Annotated in this window: 11 protein-coding genes; 2 read left to right on the top strand and 9 right to left on the bottom strand. The window is 65.9% G+C overall.

The features are described from left to right. Positions 1 to 60: 60 nt before the first annotated feature. Positions 61 to 1,557: a GTPase gene (locus tag FFS30_RS14705; RefSeq protein ID WP_249352478.1), complete on the bottom strand. Its 1,497-nt coding sequence runs from the start codon at positions 1,555 to 1,557 to the stop codon at positions 61 to 63. A gap of 92 nt (positions 1,558 to 1,649) precedes the next feature. Between FFS30_RS14705 and FFS30_RS14710 the strand changes: the two genes are divergently transcribed. Then, positions 1,650 to 5,261, top strand: a complete 3,612-nt coding sequence (locus FFS30_RS14710; RefSeq protein WP_137913916.1) for a hybrid sensor histidine kinase/response regulator — start codon at positions 1,650 to 1,652, stop codon at positions 5,259 to 5,261. Between the two features lie 63 nt (positions 5,262 to 5,324). Here FFS30_RS14710 and hemE read toward each other — a convergent pair whose 3' ends face one another. The 8 genes from hemE to cysD all read right to left on the bottom strand — a co-directional run bounded on the left by hemE (position 5,325) and on the right by cysD (position 14,272). Next, positions 5,325 to 6,371, bottom strand: a complete 1,047-nt coding sequence (gene hemE / locus FFS30_RS14715; RefSeq protein WP_137913917.1) for a uroporphyrinogen decarboxylase — start codon at positions 6,369 to 6,371, stop codon at positions 5,325 to 5,327. Positions 6,372 to 6,417: 46 nt separating this feature from the next. Next, positions 6,418 to 6,675, bottom strand: a complete 258-nt coding sequence (locus FFS30_RS14720; RefSeq protein WP_137913918.1) for a WGR domain-containing protein — start codon at positions 6,673 to 6,675, stop codon at positions 6,418 to 6,420. Between the two features lie 464 nt (positions 6,676 to 7,139). Next, the gene (locus FFS30_RS14725; protein WP_137913919.1) at positions 7,140 to 7,934 is read right to left on the bottom strand and encodes a LytTR family DNA-binding domain-containing protein; all 795 of its coding nucleotides are present in this window, start codon (positions 7,932 to 7,934) and stop codon (positions 7,140 to 7,142) included. A gap of 6 nt (positions 7,935 to 7,940) precedes the next feature. Then, on the bottom strand, positions 7,941 to 9,029 hold the full coding sequence (locus FFS30_RS14730; protein ID WP_137913920.1) for a histidine kinase: 1,089 nt from the start codon (positions 9,027 to 9,029) through the stop codon (positions 7,941 to 7,943). A 196-nt stretch (positions 9,030 to 9,225) separates the two neighbouring features. After that, positions 9,226 to 9,972, bottom strand: a complete 747-nt coding sequence (locus FFS30_RS14735; RefSeq protein WP_137913921.1) for a methyltransferase domain-containing protein — start codon at positions 9,970 to 9,972, stop codon at positions 9,226 to 9,228. 7 nt (positions 9,973 to 9,979) lie between these two features. Next, positions 9,980 to 11,173: a BtaA family protein gene (locus FFS30_RS14740; protein WP_137913922.1), complete on the bottom strand. Its 1,194-nt coding sequence runs from the start codon at positions 11,171 to 11,173 to the stop codon at positions 9,980 to 9,982. A gap of 116 nt (positions 11,174 to 11,289) precedes the next feature. Beyond that, entirely contained in the window at positions 11,290 to 13,221 is a 1,932-nt protein-coding gene (gene cysN, locus FFS30_RS14745; RefSeq protein ID WP_137913923.1) for a sulfate adenylyltransferase subunit CysN, read from the bottom strand. Positions 13,222 to 13,357: 136 nt separating this feature from the next. Beyond that, the gene (gene cysD / locus FFS30_RS14750) at positions 13,358 to 14,272 is read right to left on the bottom strand and encodes a sulfate adenylyltransferase subunit CysD (protein ID WP_137913924.1); all 915 of its coding nucleotides are present in this window, start codon (positions 14,270 to 14,272) and stop codon (positions 13,358 to 13,360) included. A 314-nt stretch (positions 14,273 to 14,586) separates the two neighbouring features. Here cysD and FFS30_RS14755 point away from each other — a divergent pair, with 314 nt between their 5' ends. Then, on the top strand, positions 14,587 to 16,044 hold the full coding sequence (locus FFS30_RS14755; protein ID WP_212742483.1) for a sensor domain-containing diguanylate cyclase: 1,458 nt from the start codon (positions 14,587 to 14,589) through the stop codon (positions 16,042 to 16,044). Positions 16,045 to 16,064 lie beyond the last annotated feature (20 nt).

The following is a 16,064-nucleotide window of genomic DNA, read 5'->3' on the forward strand; positions in this document are numbered from 1 at the left end:
CGGGAACAAGCACCAACGGTGGAACGATGAGTCCGCCGTTCTATGCAGAAGAAACGGAAATCACAACAATTCTTTCTCGCCGCGCAGCGCGTACTGGGCGATGCGTTTGAGTCTTTCCGTGCTCGTGTCGGCAAGCAGTTTGGACAATGCGCTCGTCGCCGCGTCGCGGTCGAGCGCGTGGCGCTCGCGCAGAGTCGTCGCGACGGCGCGGCCGAGGCTGTCGAAAATCAGTCCGTAGGCGATCGCGTGCAGCACGCCGCCTCCGAGCGTGCCGAGGCCGGGAAACGCCTTGGCCGCGTTGCCGGCGATCGCGAGCACGAGCGAGGTGCTCGTACGCACTGTGAGCTTCACCTGCGAGACGAAGGCGTCGATGTCGATATCGCGCACTGGCACATCGAACAGCTTGGACAGTTCACGAACCAGGCCCGTGGCGAGCACGGCCTGAATCACGAGGTCGCTGCCGGGCATCACCGCGGCCAGCGCGCCGATCACGGCGCGCTTGGTGTATTTGGTCACGATCGCTTCCGCATCGCGTTCGCGAATCGCGGCTGCGAGGGCGTCGGCGCGTGCATCGACGCGGCTCAGCACGGCGGCTTCGCGCGCGGGCTCGAACGCCGCAGCGCCCTGTTGCGCATAGGTGCGCAGCAACGCGCCAAGCACGCCAATGTCCGCCTTGCGTTCGCGTCGGACGATTTCGCTGCGGCCGCCGGCATCGCGGCGTTCGACCGATTCCGTGCCGCCGACGCTGACGACGACCTGGGCATCGGTCAGAGCGGCATATTTCTGCTTCAACGTCTGCGCCAGCACGGCGCGTTCGTCGTCGCGGAACTGGTCGGCCTTGTTGAGCACGAGCACGAGCGGTTTGCCGAAGTCGCGCAGCCAGCGCAGTTCGGCATCCTGATCGCGGGTGAGATCGCCCGCGGCGACATAGAGCACGATATGCGCGCGCAGGGCTTCGTCGCGCCCGAGCGCTTCGCGCGCGGCGCCGGCAACTTCATGCGTGCCCGGCACGTCGGCCAGGGTGAGTTCGATATCGTCGGTCAACCGTGTGCGGTAGTGCGCGACGGTACGCGTGGTGCCGCCGAGAACATCGGTTTCGATCGGTGCCGGGTCGCTGCCGTCGACGGCCCTGCTGGTGAAGGCGCGGATCAGGCTCGACTTGCCCGCGCTGATCTCGCCGAACACGGCCACATAGAGTTTTCCCTCGCGTGCGCGCCGGTCGAGTTCCGCGAGTTCGGTCTGCAGCTCGGCCGTGTCCGCACGCTGTTGGGCGAGCACGTCGAGGCGCGCTTGCACCTCGGCGCGCTCCGGCGCCTTCGCCGCGGCGATTTTGCGTGGCCGCGGCCGCAGCAGGCGCCATGCGAGCCAGGCGAAGCCGAGCACCACGGCCGCGATCAGGCCGGATACGGCGTACTGCAGCCAGACCGGCAGGTCGCGCAGTTCCTGCCATAGCGCGATGCCGCCGCGCAGCGCGGCAATCGTCGTCCATAGCAGCGCGGCGAGCACGAGCGCGAGCACGGCGATCAGGATCAGGCGCAGCGGACGGTTGGCGCTCAATAGTGGCTCGCGCGAGTTCGAGTGAGCCGATTCTACTGGACCGACCTGCGTTTCTGGCATGATCGGCATCCACCGTCGGGGGAGCGGAAGCGATGATCGTCAGTTGGATGTTTGCCGTCTTGCTCGCCGCGGCACCTTCTGCAACGCCCACCGATGCCGTGGTGAAACAGGACGCAAAGGCGCCGGCGCTGCCCGTCGCGCCGTACTTCTACAATCTGAGCGTGGCCGATGGGTTGCCGTCGAGCCATGTCTACAAGATCGTCGAGGATCGCCGCGGCTATATCTGGATCGGCACGCGCGACGGTCTCGCGCGCTATGACGGCACCGGCTTCCGCGTCTGGCGCCACGATCCGAACGATGCGGATTCGCTCGCGAGCAACGACGTGCCGGCCGTGTATGCCGACCACGACAACCGTATCTGGATCGGCGGCGACGACGGCCTTTCCGTGCTCGATCCGGCAGCGGGCGGCCGCTTCACCCACTATCGCCACGACAAGAACGAGCCGGCGAGCCTGTCGACCAACGACGTCTGGGCGATCACCGGCGACGCGAGCGGCACGATCTGGGTCGGCGGCTACGGCGGCGATATCGACAGGCTCGATCCGCACACCGGCAAGATCACCCATCTGCGCCAGCAGCCCGGCGGCGTGCAGGGCCTCGCGTCGGGCAACGTGCTCGCGCTGTTCTTCGATCGCAGCGGCCGCTTATGGATCGGCATGGACACCGGCATCGACGTGCTCGCCACGGACAAATCGGTGCGTCACGTCGATCTGTCTTCGGTCTCCGCCGACGGGCGTTTCAATGCGATGAATATGAGCGAGAACGCCGACGGTTCCGTCCTCGTCGCGACGCGGCACGGACTCGTGCGCGTCGCGCCGGATCTCGCTGCGAGCGTCGTCGCCGACAAAGCCCTCGCGGATACCTTTCTCTACAACGTGGTACGCGACGACGCCGGCGACCTGTGGATGGGCAGCCGTCACGGCCTGAACCGCCTTGATGCGAACGGACGTCTATACGGCTATCAGGAAAATTCCGCCGTGCCGGGCAGTTTTCCCGGCGTGACGGCATTCGATGCGATGCGCGACCACGAAGGCGGCCTCTGGTTCGCGACCTTCGAAGGCGGCATCGGCCGCCTGCCCGCGCAATGGCGCAATTTCGCCCTGTTCCGCAACGATCCGGGCAAACCGGAAACCCTGTCGGCGAATCGCGTGCAGGGACTGGCCGAAGACGCCTCGGGCGCGGTCTGGGCGGTCAATTCGAGCGGTGGCATCGATCGCCTCGATGCGCAGACCGGAGCGGTCGAGCGCATGGAAAAGCGCCTGCCGCCGCCCGACAAGGCCTTGTGGTCGGTGCTTGCCGACCGCGGCGGCCAGCTCTGGGTCGGACATACGCGCGGCCTGCGCGTCTACGACCTGCAGAGCGGAAAATTCAGCGACCTGCCGGTGGACAGAAAGCGTGGCGATGCGCTCGCGCCGGGCATGGTCTACCTGCTCGCACAAGCCGAGTCGGGCGCGGTGTGGGCGAGTGCGAACGGCGGCGCGATGCACCGCATCGATCCGGCGACGCACGTCGTCGAACGCTTCGACGAACAGAATTCGGGCCTGCGCAACGCCGAGGTCAACCAAATCGGATTCGACCGCGACGGCGCTCTCATCATCGCGAGCGGTGCCGGCCTCGACCGCTTCGACACGACCGTGCAGCATTTCGCCGCGGTGGCTGGCGCGCCGAATTCGCGCGTGATGCAGTTCGCCTATGCGTCCGACAACACGCTTTGGCTGCACCTGCCCGGCGCGCTCGAACACTATCGCGAACAAGCCGGCAAGCTGGAACTGGTCGAACGCATCGACGCCAAGGCGGGCTGGCCTGCGCTGACCGTCGGCGGCATGCACATCGACCGCAACGGCGCGGTCTGGGTCAGCAGTCCGCGCGGCTTGTGGCGCTTCGATCCGCAAACGCACAGCGTCCATCACTTCGACGCGCACGACGGCCTGGCGAGCGCCGAGTTCAATCATCTGCCTCTGCTCGAACGGCGCGACGGCAGCGTGTTCGGCGGTACCCTCGCGGGCATCGTCGGCTTCGTGCCAGAGCAGGTCGCCGAAGGCAAGCTGCCACCGCCGCTTGCGCTCGACAGCCTCAGCATTCGCCGCAACGGCCGCGATATCGCGTTGAACGAAACCGCCGCGACGGTGGCGCTCAATTGGGACGATCGCGACCTGCGCATCCGCGCTGCGGCGCTGTCCTATGCGAATGCAGCCGCCAATCGCTATCAGTGGAAGATGAGTGGCGTCGATGCCGACTGGGTCGATACCGGCAACCGCGGCGAACGCGAGTATTCGCAATTGCCGGCCGGGCGGCACACGTTGCGCTTGCGCGCGACCAATGCGAGCGGAGTCTGGACCGAGCTGCCGCGGCTGGTGTTCGAGCAGCCGGCGCCGCCGTGGGCGACGCGCTGGGCTTTCGCCGCTTATGCGCTGGCCGTGCTGCTGCTGGCGTGGTGGGCGCTGCGCAACTATCGCGCGCGGTTGATGCGCCGCCACGCGCTGGCGCTCGCCGAACAGCAGCGCCGTTTCGCCGAGGCGGCGAGCGCGGCGAAGAGCGATTTCCTCGCCACGATGGGCCACGAGATCCGCACGCCGATGACCGGCGTGCTCGGCATGACCGAACTGCTGCTGCGCACGCCGCTCGATACGAAGCAGCGCGGCTACGCCGACGCGATTCAGAGTTCGGGACAGATGATGCTGCGCATGGTCAACGACTCGCTCGATCTCGCGCGCATCGAAGCGGGCCGGCTCGAACTCGACAGCGCGACCGTCGACCTGCCTGCGCTGGTCGGCGAAGTCGGCGCACTCGTGCGCCCGCTTGCCGACAAGAAGGGTTTGGCGTTTTCCGAAACGATTGCGCCCGGTGCGCCGCGGCGCGTGCTCGGCGACGCGATGCGCATCAGGCAGGTCTTTCTCAACCTCGCCACCAATGCGATCAAGTTCACCGAGCGCGGCAGGGTGGCGATCGAACTCGATCGCGCGGCGAATGGCCATGTCGAGTTCCGTGTAAGCGATACCGGTCCAGGCATCGCCGAATCGACGCGCGCGCGCCTGTTCCAGCGTTTCGAGCAGGCGCAGGGCACCCAGCAGCGCCATGGCGGCAGCGGGCTCGGCCTCGCGATCTGCCGCGAACTGGTGGCGCACATGGGCGGCGAAATCGTGCTCGATAGCGCGGAGGGCGAGGGCAGCACGTTCCGCGTCATTCTGCCGTTGGCGGAAGCGGGGCAGGGCGACGCCGGTGCACAAACGCCCGTCACCGCAGCAAGCAGCGGGGCGTCCGTCGGCGGCCTGCGCATTCTGCTCGTCGAAGACGATGCGACCGTCGCCGCGGTGATCGCCGGCCTGCTCGAAACCAACGGCCACCGCGCGCAGCGCGTGGAGAACGGCCTCGCCGCGCTCGCCGAAATCGACGCCGAGCCGTTCGACGCGGCGCTGGTCGATCTCGACCTGCCGGGCCTCGACGGCCTTGCGCTCGCACGCACCCTGCGCATGCGCGAAGCGCGGACGCATGCGCCGCGCCTGCCGCTGATCGGCATCAGTGCGCGCTCGGTCGGCAACGAAGAGGCGCTCTGCCTCGAAGCGGGTATGGATGCGTTCCTGCGCAAGCCGATCGGCGGTGCAGCCTTGCAGGCGAGCGTGACCGCCGTCGTCAAGCGGGCCTGAATCCGACGAGGTGACATGCGGCGTCGCACCCTGCGCGCCGCCACTGCCGTTTCGCGTTTCGGCCTAGCGCTGACTCAACGCGTGCACGGCGTCGATCAGCACGCCGAGGCGTTCCGGATCGACGTCGGGCGTGATGCCGTGGCCGAGGTTGAAGACATGGCCCGGATGCGCGCCGAAGCTCGCGAGCGCCTTGCCGACTTCCGCACGGATCGCGTCGGGGCTGGCGTGCAGCACCGCCGGATCGATATTGCCCTGCAGCGCGACGCGGTCGCCGACGCGGCGGCGCGCTGCGTCGAGCGAAATCGTCCAGTCGAGGCCGAGCGCGTTGCAGCCGGTGTCGGCGAGCGCTTCGAGATGGCCGTTCGCGCCTTTCGAGAACAGGATCAGCGGAACATCCTTGGCCACGCCGTCGCTCTTCAAATGCTGCGCGATCTGCGCGAGGTAGCGCAGGCTGAACTCGCGGAACATCTCAGGCGCGAGCAAGCCGCCCCAAGTGTCGAAAACCATCAGCGCCTGCGCGCCAGCCGCGGCCTGCGCGGCGAGATAGGTGGCGACCGAGCGCGCGATAACGTCGAGCAGACGGTGCATCATCGCCGGATCGTCGAGCGCGAGCGCCTTCGGCCGTGCAAAGCTCGCCGAGCCTTCGCCTTCGATCATGTAGCAGGCGAGCGTCCACGGGCTGCCGGCGAAACCGATCAGCGGCACCTTGCCGTTGAGTTCGCGGCGGATCAGGCGCACGGCGTCCATGACGTAGCGCAGATCGGTTTCCGGGTCGGGCACGCCGAGCCGGTCGATCTCGGCGCCGCTGCGCACCGGCTTGGCGAGGCGCGGGCCAACGCCTTCATCGACCGACAGGCCGAGGCCCATCGCGTCGGGTATGGTCAGAATGTCGGAGAACAGAATCGCCGCGTCGAGCGGATAGCGCGCGATCGGCTGCAGGGTGACTTCGCAGGCGAGCTCGGGCGTCTTGCACAAAGTCACGAAACTGCCGGCGCGCGCGCGCGTGGCGCGGTACTCGGGCAGATAGCGGCCGGCCTGGCGCATGATCCAGACCGGAGTGGCATCGACGGGTTGGCGCGCAAGCGCGCGCAGGAAACGATCGTTTTGCATGGTTCTACTCTCGGCTCCCTACACTCCGCGCGGAGTCGGGAGGAAATCAGGAATACGGCGAATCGATGCCCTGACTGAACATCAGGCGAAAGCCGCGCTTGAGCTGCGTGTCGCGCGCATGTTCGAACGCGGCAAGCGCATCGTCGCGTTCGAGAAACACCTCGCGCTTCAGACTCGCGCGCCCGCCCTGCTGTCCCCATTCGCGCGTCAGCGTCCAGCCGCCGAGCAGATCCTGCTGGAGCTGGATCTGATAATAGCGCGGCGCTTCGGCGGCCAACGGCTGGGTTTGCAGGAGGATGCGCATGGCGGCATTGTACCGTAGGGGCGCGATGAATCGCGCTTGGGGGTTGTTGCTTGTTGTCGCATTGGTTTGGGGAGGGGTTGGGTTGTTCTGGTTTGTCTGGTTCTTGTTTCTGTTTGTCACTTCGTGGAATCGGGGAGCTGGGCATTCGTCGGCCGACGAACCGTCGTTTCGCTCTATCTTTGCTCGTCATTCCCGCGTGCTTTTAGCGGGAATCCAGTGACTTTGTTTTTTTGATTGGTTAAGAGCAGGGCTTCCACTCGCCCTGCGGACGAGCGGAAGCTCTGCTCTTAAACCAATACAGACAAAAGTAAAGTCACTGGATGACCAGCCCTGCGGCTGTTAAGAGCCCCGCCAAGAGCACGCGGGGATGACGAGCAAACGCGAGAACTGGATTCCTGCTTTCGCAGGAATGACGAGCATAAACAAAGCCGAACGGCAGCAGCCCCCCCAGAAACCGATCGACACTAAGTAAACAACTTCACCTTATCGCGATAACTCCGCGACAACTTCAACTCATGCCCTGAATCGAGCACGAGGAAATACTCCCCGTTGAGATGTGGCCGCATCTCCTTGACCCGCGCGAGGTTGACGATGCTCGAGCGGTGCACGCGTACGAAGCGGCGTGGGTCGAGGCGGCGTTCGAGTTGCTGCATCGTGCCGCGCAGTACGTGCGTGTCGTCGCCGGCGTGGATGCACATGTAGTCGCCGGCGGCGTCGATCCAGCGGATCGATTCGATGTCGATGCGCAGCAAGCGGCTGCCGTCCTTGATCGTCAGCTTGTTGCCGGCGTGCGCATCGCCGTCTTCGGCAAGAAACGCGTCAATCTTGGATTTCGCCGTTTCGGGCAGGGTCGCGATCAGCTTGAGCAGGCGCTCGTAGTGATCCTCGGTCTTGCGCGCGGCGAGGCGCGCGCGGGCGCGTTCGATCGATTCTTCGAGGCGCGCGTCGTCGACCGGCTTGAGCAGGTAGTCGAGCGCGCTCGCGGCGAATGCGGCGAGCGCGTACTGGTCGTAGGCGGTGACGAACACGGTCAGCGGAATCTGCGTCGCCGGCAGCGCGCGCAGCAGCTCGAAGCCGTCGACGCCGGGCATTTGCACGTCGAGGAACATGAGCTGCGGACGCAAGGTGGAAACGGCATGAAAAGCCTGGCGGCCGTTGCCGGCCTGGCCGACGATCTCGATATCGGGGTAGCGGCAAAGGCGTAGTTCGAGGCCGCGCCGTGCCAAGGGTTCGTCGTCGACGATCAGGGTGCGGATCATGGTCGTTCAGGCCGTCTCGAACGGCAGGCGGATATGCACGTCGACGCCGTGCGGCGTGCGGCAGCCGACGTCGAGCTGCTGGCGTTCGCCGTAGAGCACGCGCAGGCGTTCGCGCGTGTTGGCCAAGCCGACGCGCGCGTGGCCGTTCGGTGCGGCGTCGGCCTCGTTCAAACCGGGGCCGTCGTCGCGCAAATGGATGTCGAGCCAGACGCCGTCGGCGGCGGTGGCATCGCGGCGCGCGCTCAGTTCGATGCGCGCGCCTTCCTCGCGCCGCGATACGGCGTACTTGATCGCGTTTTCGATCAGCGGCTGCAGGATCAGGCTCGGCACGAGCGCGGCGCGTGCGGCCGGATCGATGTCCATCTCGACCTTGAGGCGCTCGCCGAAGCGCAATTGCTCGATGCCGAGATAGAGATTGAGCGCGTCGACTTCTTCGGCGAGGCTGACGCGCTGTTCGGGATCGGAATCGAGCGAGTGGCGCAGAAAGGCCGACAGGCTGCCGACCATGTGATACGCGGTGTCGCGCTTGTCGTCGAGGACGAGGGTGGAGATCGCGTTGAGCGTGTTGAACAGGAAATGCGGATTGAGCTGGTAGCGCAGCATCTTCAATTGCGCTGCGTGGGCGACGTTCTGCGCGAGCAGGGCGGCTTCTTTCTGCTGCTGCGACTGGCGCGCGAACTTGACGCCGAAGTAGAGGCCGCTCCACGACAGCAGCAGGTAGAACATCGAGGCAAAATACCAGACGTAGCCGAATAGGCTGTTGATCGCGCAGTCGTCGCACCAGCGGAACATGATCTCGACGTAGAGCTTCATCTGCACGAGCGTGGCGAGGACGAGCAGGCCCGCCGCGCCGGCGGCCATGCGCGGCACCGGCAGCGTCCACAGGTGGCGATAGCCGAGGCGCAACAAGCTGGTGACGACGAAGCCGCAGGTCGCCACGGACAGCGAGCCGAACACGTAGTGCCAGGGCTTGCCGTCGCCCATCGCCGCGGTGAAGTTGAGCGCGAAGTAGCCGAGCCAGCCGGCGATCTGCAGCGGCCAGAACGAGAGTTCCGTTTGCGCCGCGAACGGCTTGGTGGTGGCGGTGGCGTTCACGGTAGGGGCGTGATGAGCGGGGCGCACACTATGAACCGATCGGGGGCGGGTTTGAAGTGACCACGGCGGACACCGATCATTCGCCTCAGCGAAACTGTGATGGCTCGCAGGACGCGGGCAGGCTTATACGTGCCGCCGCAGCGGCTCCGCAGGCTGCGACGCGGTGCGCTTTTGCCGCGCCGCCAGCGAAACCCGGTTACGCCGTGTCGGGCCGGCGGCCGACGAAGACGTAATAGGGCACGCGGATCAGCGGCAGATACGGCACGGCGGCGCGGTGCTCGGCGAGTTCGTGCCGCGGCAGACGTTCGCGCAAGGCAGCGAGGTGGGCCGGGTCGAGGCGCACGCCGTCGTGGGCGAACCAGCGCGGCCAGAAATTGCGCGTGAACGCATTGTGGCGGACCAGGCCGGGCGCGGGCCGGCGCGCGGAAGTATAGAAATCCACCACGCCGAGGAGGCCGCCCGGCTTGAGCATGGCGAGCGCGTTGGCGAGCGCCGCGTGCCAGTCGGGAATCATGGTCAGCGAGTAGGAGAAGTAGACGCAGTCGACCGGCGCGGCAGGGCGATAGGTCGTCGCGTCGGCCTCGACCACGCGCACCTGCGGATAATGCGCCATGCGCTCGCTCGCACGGTCGAGCAGGGCGGGGCAGAGATCGACGAGGTCGAAGCTCGCCAGATCGGCGAGGCGCTCGCCGAAGAAATCGAGATTGCGTCCGGTGCCGCCGCCGAGTTCGACCACGCGCGCCTGCGGCGGCAATTTCGCGACGAGACGGCGGATCAGCTCTTCGCGCCCGCGCAGCAGGCGTTCGCGAAAGCGGTCGTAGTCCTGCGCCTGTGCGCCGTAGAAATTCTGCAGGTTCTCGGCATGCGAGGACGACTTCGGCATGCCGCGCAGCATCTGGCGCAGCACGGCGGCGTCGTTGCGGAGCGCGGCGATGCGATTCATCGCGTGATCACGCCGGCGCGTCGGCGATCACGAAGCCCGCGTAGGTATGCACGCGGTCGCCGGCTTGCAGCGAGCCGGCGAGTTCGTCGGAGAATTTGAAAATCTCGCGCAAGCGGTTCTGGCCCGGACCGACGCGGATCGTTTCCAGGTACGCCGGCTTCGACTGCGCGCTGCGCAGCAGGATGCGCGCGCCCGGGGTGGCGCGGTTGAGGATCGCGTTCCACTCTTCGACCAGGGCGTCGGGGTAGTACGAGCTCATCCAATCCATATGGTCGAGCAAGACGAAGCGCGAGATCGGTGTCGCATTCTTCGACAGCAGTTCCGTCACCGTCGTCGTGTGCAGCTCGATGCGGTCGACGAGGCCGGCTTTGAGTGCGTTGAAACCGGCTTCCTTCAGATATTCGGGACAGCAGTCACGGCGATAGCGGCCGGTGAGGTAGACGCGGTAGAAATAATTGTCCGACATCGGCAATTGGCGGAACACGTATTCGACCGCGCCGCGGATGAAGCCGTGTATGCCGAGTTCGTGCTGCGCCTCGACCAGCTTGCGCTGCGGATACGGCACGCCGAGCAGACTCATCACGAACTGGCGCGAAATGATCCAATTGACCGTCTTGTTCCACAGCAGCGGCGAGACGCGCTCGTCGTAGATCGCCTGCTGCTCGGTCAACGACTTCGCGTCGAGCAGGGCGTTGATCGCATTGGCCAGGCCGGGACGCAGCTTGAAGTAGGCGCGCACGCCACGCGCGACCATGCCGGACAGGCCGTGGAAATAGAAACTGCCGTGTTTGCCGGCGAACCAGTTCCAGTGTTTGTCCCACCACTGCTGGGCGAACGGCGAAAGCTGCGCGCGCAGCTTTTGCTGGTAGAGATTCTTGAAGTCCTTGTGACAGCCGTCGCCGAAAATGGCGAAGTAATCGTCGTAGTCGAGCGCGCGGATGGCGGCGATCTTGAGTTCGAGCAGCGCAATCTGGCGCGGATTCGCGTCGACCGCGAAAATCTGCTTGGGTCCGAGCAGGGCGTAGTCGAGCACGTTGCAACCGGCGCTCGAAATCACCAGCATCGTGTCGTCGGGCCCGAGCGCGAGCGCCTGGCGGTCGATCGCGGGATCTTCCCAGCAGGTGTTGTAAACCAGGTTGCGTGAGTAGATCGCGTTGAACAGCGCGTGGTCCACTTTGTCGATTAGGCTGGGCTTGGACATCGGCGTAGCGGCTCGGGATTCAGACCAAGCCGCCACGCTAATGCGTCAAGATGACGTCGCGGTTACGCACGCAAAAACTCCATCGCGCGGCAACATCCGCGCGGGTTCGGCGCGAACTATTTGATCGAATCGAGGCACCCGCGCCTGCGCAGATGGACGAAAATCGCATCGGCCGCGGCCTCGGCGCTGAGCTTCTGGGTTTCGATATGCAGTTCGGGCGCCTCGGGCGCTTCGTACGGCGAGTCGATGCCGGTGAAGTTCTTCAGTTCGCCGCGTCGCGCTTTTTTGTACAGGCCCTTGGGGTCGCGCGCCTCGACGACGGCGAGCGGCGTATCGACGAAGATCTCGAAGAACTCGCCCTGGTTGACCATGTCGCGCGCGAGCTTGCGCTCGGAGCGGAACGGCGAGATGAACGCGGTGATCACGACCAAGCCGGCGTCGACCATGAGCTTGGCGACTTCGCCGATGCGGCGGATGTTCTCGATGCGGTCGGCGGCGGTGAAGCCGAGATCCTTGTTCAAGCCGTGGCGCACGTTGTCGCCGTCGAGCAGGTAGGTGCGCACGCCGAGCGCGTGCAGCTTGCGCTCGACCAGGTTCGCGATCGTCGACTTGCCGCTGCCGGACAGGCCGGTGAGCCAGAGCACGCAGGGCTTGTGCCCGTTGAGCCGCGCGCGCGCCGATTTGTCGACTTCGAGTGCCTGCCAGTGGATGTTCTGCGAGCGACGCAGGGCGAAGTGCAGGGTGCCCGCGGCGATCGTGTGGTTGTTGAGCCGGTCGATGACGATAAAGCTGCCCATGTCGCGGTTTTCCGCGTAGGGATCGAACGCCACCGCGCGGTCGAGGGTCAGCGTGCACACGCCGACTTCGTTGACGTTGAGCGTCTTGGCGACAAGGCGGTCGAGCGTGTTCACCTCGACCACGTATTTCGGCTTCGAGATCGACGCGCCGACCGTGCTCGCGCCGATCTTCACCAGGTACGAGCGGCCCGGCAGCATCGCTTCTTCGCTCATCCAGGCGATCGTCGCCTCGAACTGGTCGGCGAGGCCGGCCGGCTCCTGCGCCGCGCAGATCACGTCGCCGCGGCTGATGTCGATCTCGTCGGCGAGAGTCAGGGTGACCGATTCGCCTTCGATGGCCTGCGCCTTGTCGCCGTCGAGGCTGACGATGCGCGCGACCGTCGAAGTCTTGCCCGAAGGCAGCACGCGCACCGCATCGCCCGGCTTGACCGCGCCGCCGAGAATGCGGCCCGAGTAGCCGCGGAAATCGAGGTTCGGCCGGTTGACCCATTGCACCGGCATGCGCAGCGGCGCGACGACGGTGGAGGCGGAAATCGGCACGTCTTCGAGGAATTCGAGCAGGCTCGGCCCCGTGTACCAGGGCGTGTTCGCGCTCGCCTCGGAGATGTTGTCGCCGCGCAGCGCCGACAGCGGAATGCTGGTCACCTGTTCGATGCTGCCGTTGAGGCGCTCGATGAAGGCGCGGTATTCACGGTCGATCTCATCGAAGCGCTGCTGCGAATAGCCGACGAGATCGAGTTTGTTGATCGCGAGCACGACATGGCGGATGCCGACCAGCGAGACGAGGTAGCTGTGCCGCCGCGTCTGCGTCAGCACGCCTTTGCGTGCATCGATGAGGATCACGGCGAGATCGGCGGTCGACGCGCCGGTGATCATATTGCGCGTGTACTGCTCGTGCCCCGGCGTGTCGGCGACGATGAACTTGCGCTTCTCCGTGCTGAAGAAGCGGTAGGCGACGTCGATCGTGATGCCTTGCTCGCGCTCGGCGGAAAGGCCGTCGACGAGCAGGGCGAAATCGAGGTCGTCGCCCTGCGTACCGACGCGCTTGGAATCGGCCTCGAGTGCGGAAAGCTGGTCGTCGAGCAACGCCTTTGCGTCGAACAGCATGCGTCCGATCAGGGTGCTCTTGCCGTCGTCGACACTGCCGCAGGTGATGAAGCGCAGCAGCGATTTGTTCTCGTGCGCGCGCAGGTACTGCTCGATGTCGTTTTCGATCAGGGCGCGGTCGGGCGGCAGCACGGCGGCGTTCATGACGAGAGAAACCCCTGCTCGTCATTCCCGCATGCTCCTGGCGGGAATCCAGTGACTCTGACTCGCGACGCAAAGGCGCTGGATTCCCGCCGGAAGCGCGCGGGAACGACAAGCAAGGAAAATGCGGCAGCAGTCATCAGAAATATCCCTCCGCCTTCTTCTTCTCCATCGACGCGCTCGCGTCGTGGTCGATCAGGCGGCCCTGACGTTCGGTCGTCGTCGCGAGCAGCATCTCGCGGATGATTTGCGGCAGAGTGTTCGCCGTCGATTCAATCGCGCCCGAAAGCGGGTAGCAGCCGAGCGTGCGGAAGCGCACGCTGCGCCGCTGCAGCTTCTCGCCGGCGGCGAGCGGAAAGCGTTCGTCGTCGACCATGATCAGCATGCCGTCGCGCTCGACCACGGGCCGTTCGGCGGCGAGATAGAGCGGTACGATCGGAATATCTTCGAGATAGATGTACTGCCAGATGTCGAGTTCGGTCCAGTTAGACAGCGGGAACACGCGGATCGACTCTCCGGCGTTCTTGCGCGTGTTGTACAGGCGCCAGAGTTCGGGACGCTGGTTCTTCGGGTCCCACTGGTGCTGCGCCGAACGGAACGAAAACACGCGCTCCTTGGCGCGCGACTTTTCCTCGTCGCGGCGCGCGCCGCCGAAGGCGAGGTCAAAGCGGTACAGATCGAGCGCCTGCTTCAGCCCCTGCGTCTTCCACATGTCGGTGTGCTTGGCCGATCCGTGGTCGAACGGGTTGATGCCGAGCGCCTCGGCCTCGGGGTTCTTGTGCACGATGAGCTGCATGCCCGACTCGCGCGCGGCGCGTTCGCGCATCGCGTACATGTCGCGGAATTTCCAGGTCGTGTCGACGTGCAGCAGCGGAAACGGCGCGCGCGACGGAAAGAACGCCTTGCGCGCCAGATGCAGCATGACCGAGGAGTCTTTGCCGATCGAGTAGAGCATGACCGGCCGTTCGGACTCGGCGGCGGCTTCGCGCAGAATGTCGATGCTTTCGGCTTCGAGGCGTTGCAGGTGCGTCAGAGTAGGGCGATCCAATGGCATCGGCGCATTATGGTGCAAAACCGCGCCGTTCAGAGCGGCGCGCTTATTCCGTGAGGCGATAACGAAACAGCGTCCGGCGCATCGCGCGCGGATGGCGCGGCGATTGCAGGGACCAACCTTCGCGCCGTCACAGGGGCCATTCGTCGGCGTTCGCGGCTTGCCTGTAAAATGGTCGCCGACCCTGTTTTGGGCAATTCCGGCGCAGACGGACCTTCACTGCGCATGTCGACCCGCGGCCGCGTGCACAGCGCTGCCGGCGGCAAGCGCGGCCGGGGCAACATCGGCATGCGACGGGAATGTAAATCGTGCAGGTAGTGAAATCTTTCGCGGCGGCGCCGGGTTCGCGCATTCTCGCCGTTCTCGCCGTCGTGCTCTGCGCAGGGCTGATGGGCACGTCGCTTGCCGGCTACTTCATTTCGCGCGCGTCGATCCGCGAGGCGATCACCGGCACTGAGCTGCCGCTGACCTCGGACAATATCTACTCGGAAATCCAGAAAGACCTGGTGCGGCCGACGCTGATGTCGTCGATGATGGCGCACGACGCGTTCCTGCTCCACTGGGTCGAGCAGGGCGAGAAAGACGTGCCGCTGATGAGCAGTTATCTCAGCGAGATGATGAAGCGCAACGACGTGTTCACCGCGTTCTTCGTCTCCGAGCGCACGCGCGGCTACTACCACGCGAACGGCCTCATACGCACGATTACCGCGCCCGACGGCCGCGACGCTTGGTACTACCAGGAGCGCGACGCGGGGGCGCCGTACAAGATCGACATCGACCACGACACCGCGAACAAGGACCGGCTGACGATCTTCATCAACGCGCGCGTCGAGAGTGCACGCGGAGAATTTCTCGGCTTCACCGGCCTCGGCCTCACCGTCGATTCGGTCGCGAGCCTGATCGCGCAATACCAGGAGCGTTACCAGCGCACGATTTTCTTCACCGACCGCCAGCGCAAGATCATGATGGGCTCGGCGCCCGGCGGTCAGCCCGGCACCAGCGTGCTCGACGATTTCGCCGAGATGAGGGAACTGAGCGAGCAACTGCCGACGCTCGCCGACGGCACCTACGAGTATCACGGCAACGGCCGCCACCACTACGTCAAGGTGCGCTACATCCCCGAACTCGAGTGGTACTTGTTCGTCGACAAGGCCGAGGATGCTTCGCTCGGCGGCATCCGCAGCGCGCTCGCGCTCAATCTCGGCATTTCGCTGCTGGTCACCGTCGTCGTGCTCGGCATCGTCGGCTGGGCCATGCGCCGCTTCCAGCGCCGCATCGAGACGCTTGCGCAGACCGACGCGCTGACCGACCTGCCGACACGCGGGCGCTTCGTCGCGCTGGCCGAGGCGGCAATCGCCGCGGCGCATGCCGCGGCCGAGCCGATGGCCGCGCTCGTGCTCGATCTCGATCATTTCAAGCAGCTCAACGACAGCCAGGGCCATGCCGCCGGCGATGCAATCCTGCGCGGCTTCGCGGCGACGCTATCCGGTGCACTGCGCAGCAGCGATCTCGTCTGCCGTTGGGGCGGCGACGAATTCGTCGCCCTGCTGCGCAACACACCGGCGGCCGAGGCCGGAGCCATTGCGGCTCGCATACGCGAATGCGTCGAACGCGATCTGCCCACGGTGGCGTTGGTACGCCTCGGCGTCAGCGTCGGCGTTGCCGACCTGCGTGCCGGCGACGCGCTCGAAACTCTGATCGAGCGCGCCGACCGCGCGCTCTACGCGGCCAAGCACTCGGGGCGCAACAAGGTCGTCGCCGATGTCGCCGCGTAAGCGCGGCGAACGTGCTCGAC

Origin of the sequence: Rudaea sp. 3F27F6, assembly GCF_005503555.1 — a bacterium.
GTDB lineage: Bacteria > Pseudomonadota > Gammaproteobacteria > Xanthomonadales > Rhodanobacteraceae > Rudaea.

What these genes read in the sequence shown, in the direction of transcription:
- hemE (WP_137913917.1), bottom strand. Translation starts at nt 6,371, where the DNA reads ATGCAAAACGATCGTTTCCTGCGCGCGCTTGCGCGCCAACCCGTCGAT.
- FFS30_RS14720 (WP_137913918.1), bottom strand. Translation starts at nt 6,675, where the DNA reads ATGCGCATCCTCCTGCAAACCCAGCCGTTGGCCGCCGAAGCGCCGCGC.
- FFS30_RS14725 (WP_137913919.1), bottom strand. Translation starts at nt 7,934, where the DNA reads ATGATCCGCACCCTGATCGTCGACGACGAACCCTTGGCACGGCGCGGC.
- FFS30_RS14735 (WP_137913921.1), bottom strand. Translation starts at nt 9,972, where the DNA reads ATGAATCGCATCGCCGCGCTCCGCAACGACGCCGCCGTGCTGCGCCAG.
- FFS30_RS14740 (WP_137913922.1), bottom strand. Translation starts at nt 11,173, where the DNA reads ATGTCCAAGCCCAGCCTAATCGACAAAGTGGACCACGCGCTGTTCAAC.
- cysN (WP_137913923.1), bottom strand. Translation starts at nt 13,221, where the DNA reads ATGAACGCCGCCGTGCTGCCGCCCGACCGCGCCCTGATCGAAAACGAC.
- FFS30_RS14710 (WP_137913916.1), top strand. Translation starts at nt 1,650, where the DNA reads ATGATCGTCAGTTGGATGTTTGCCGTCTTGCTCGCCGCGGCACCTTCT.
- cysD (WP_137913924.1), bottom strand. Translation starts at nt 14,272, where the DNA reads ATGCCATTGGATCGCCCTACTCTGACGCACCTGCAACGCCTCGAAGCC.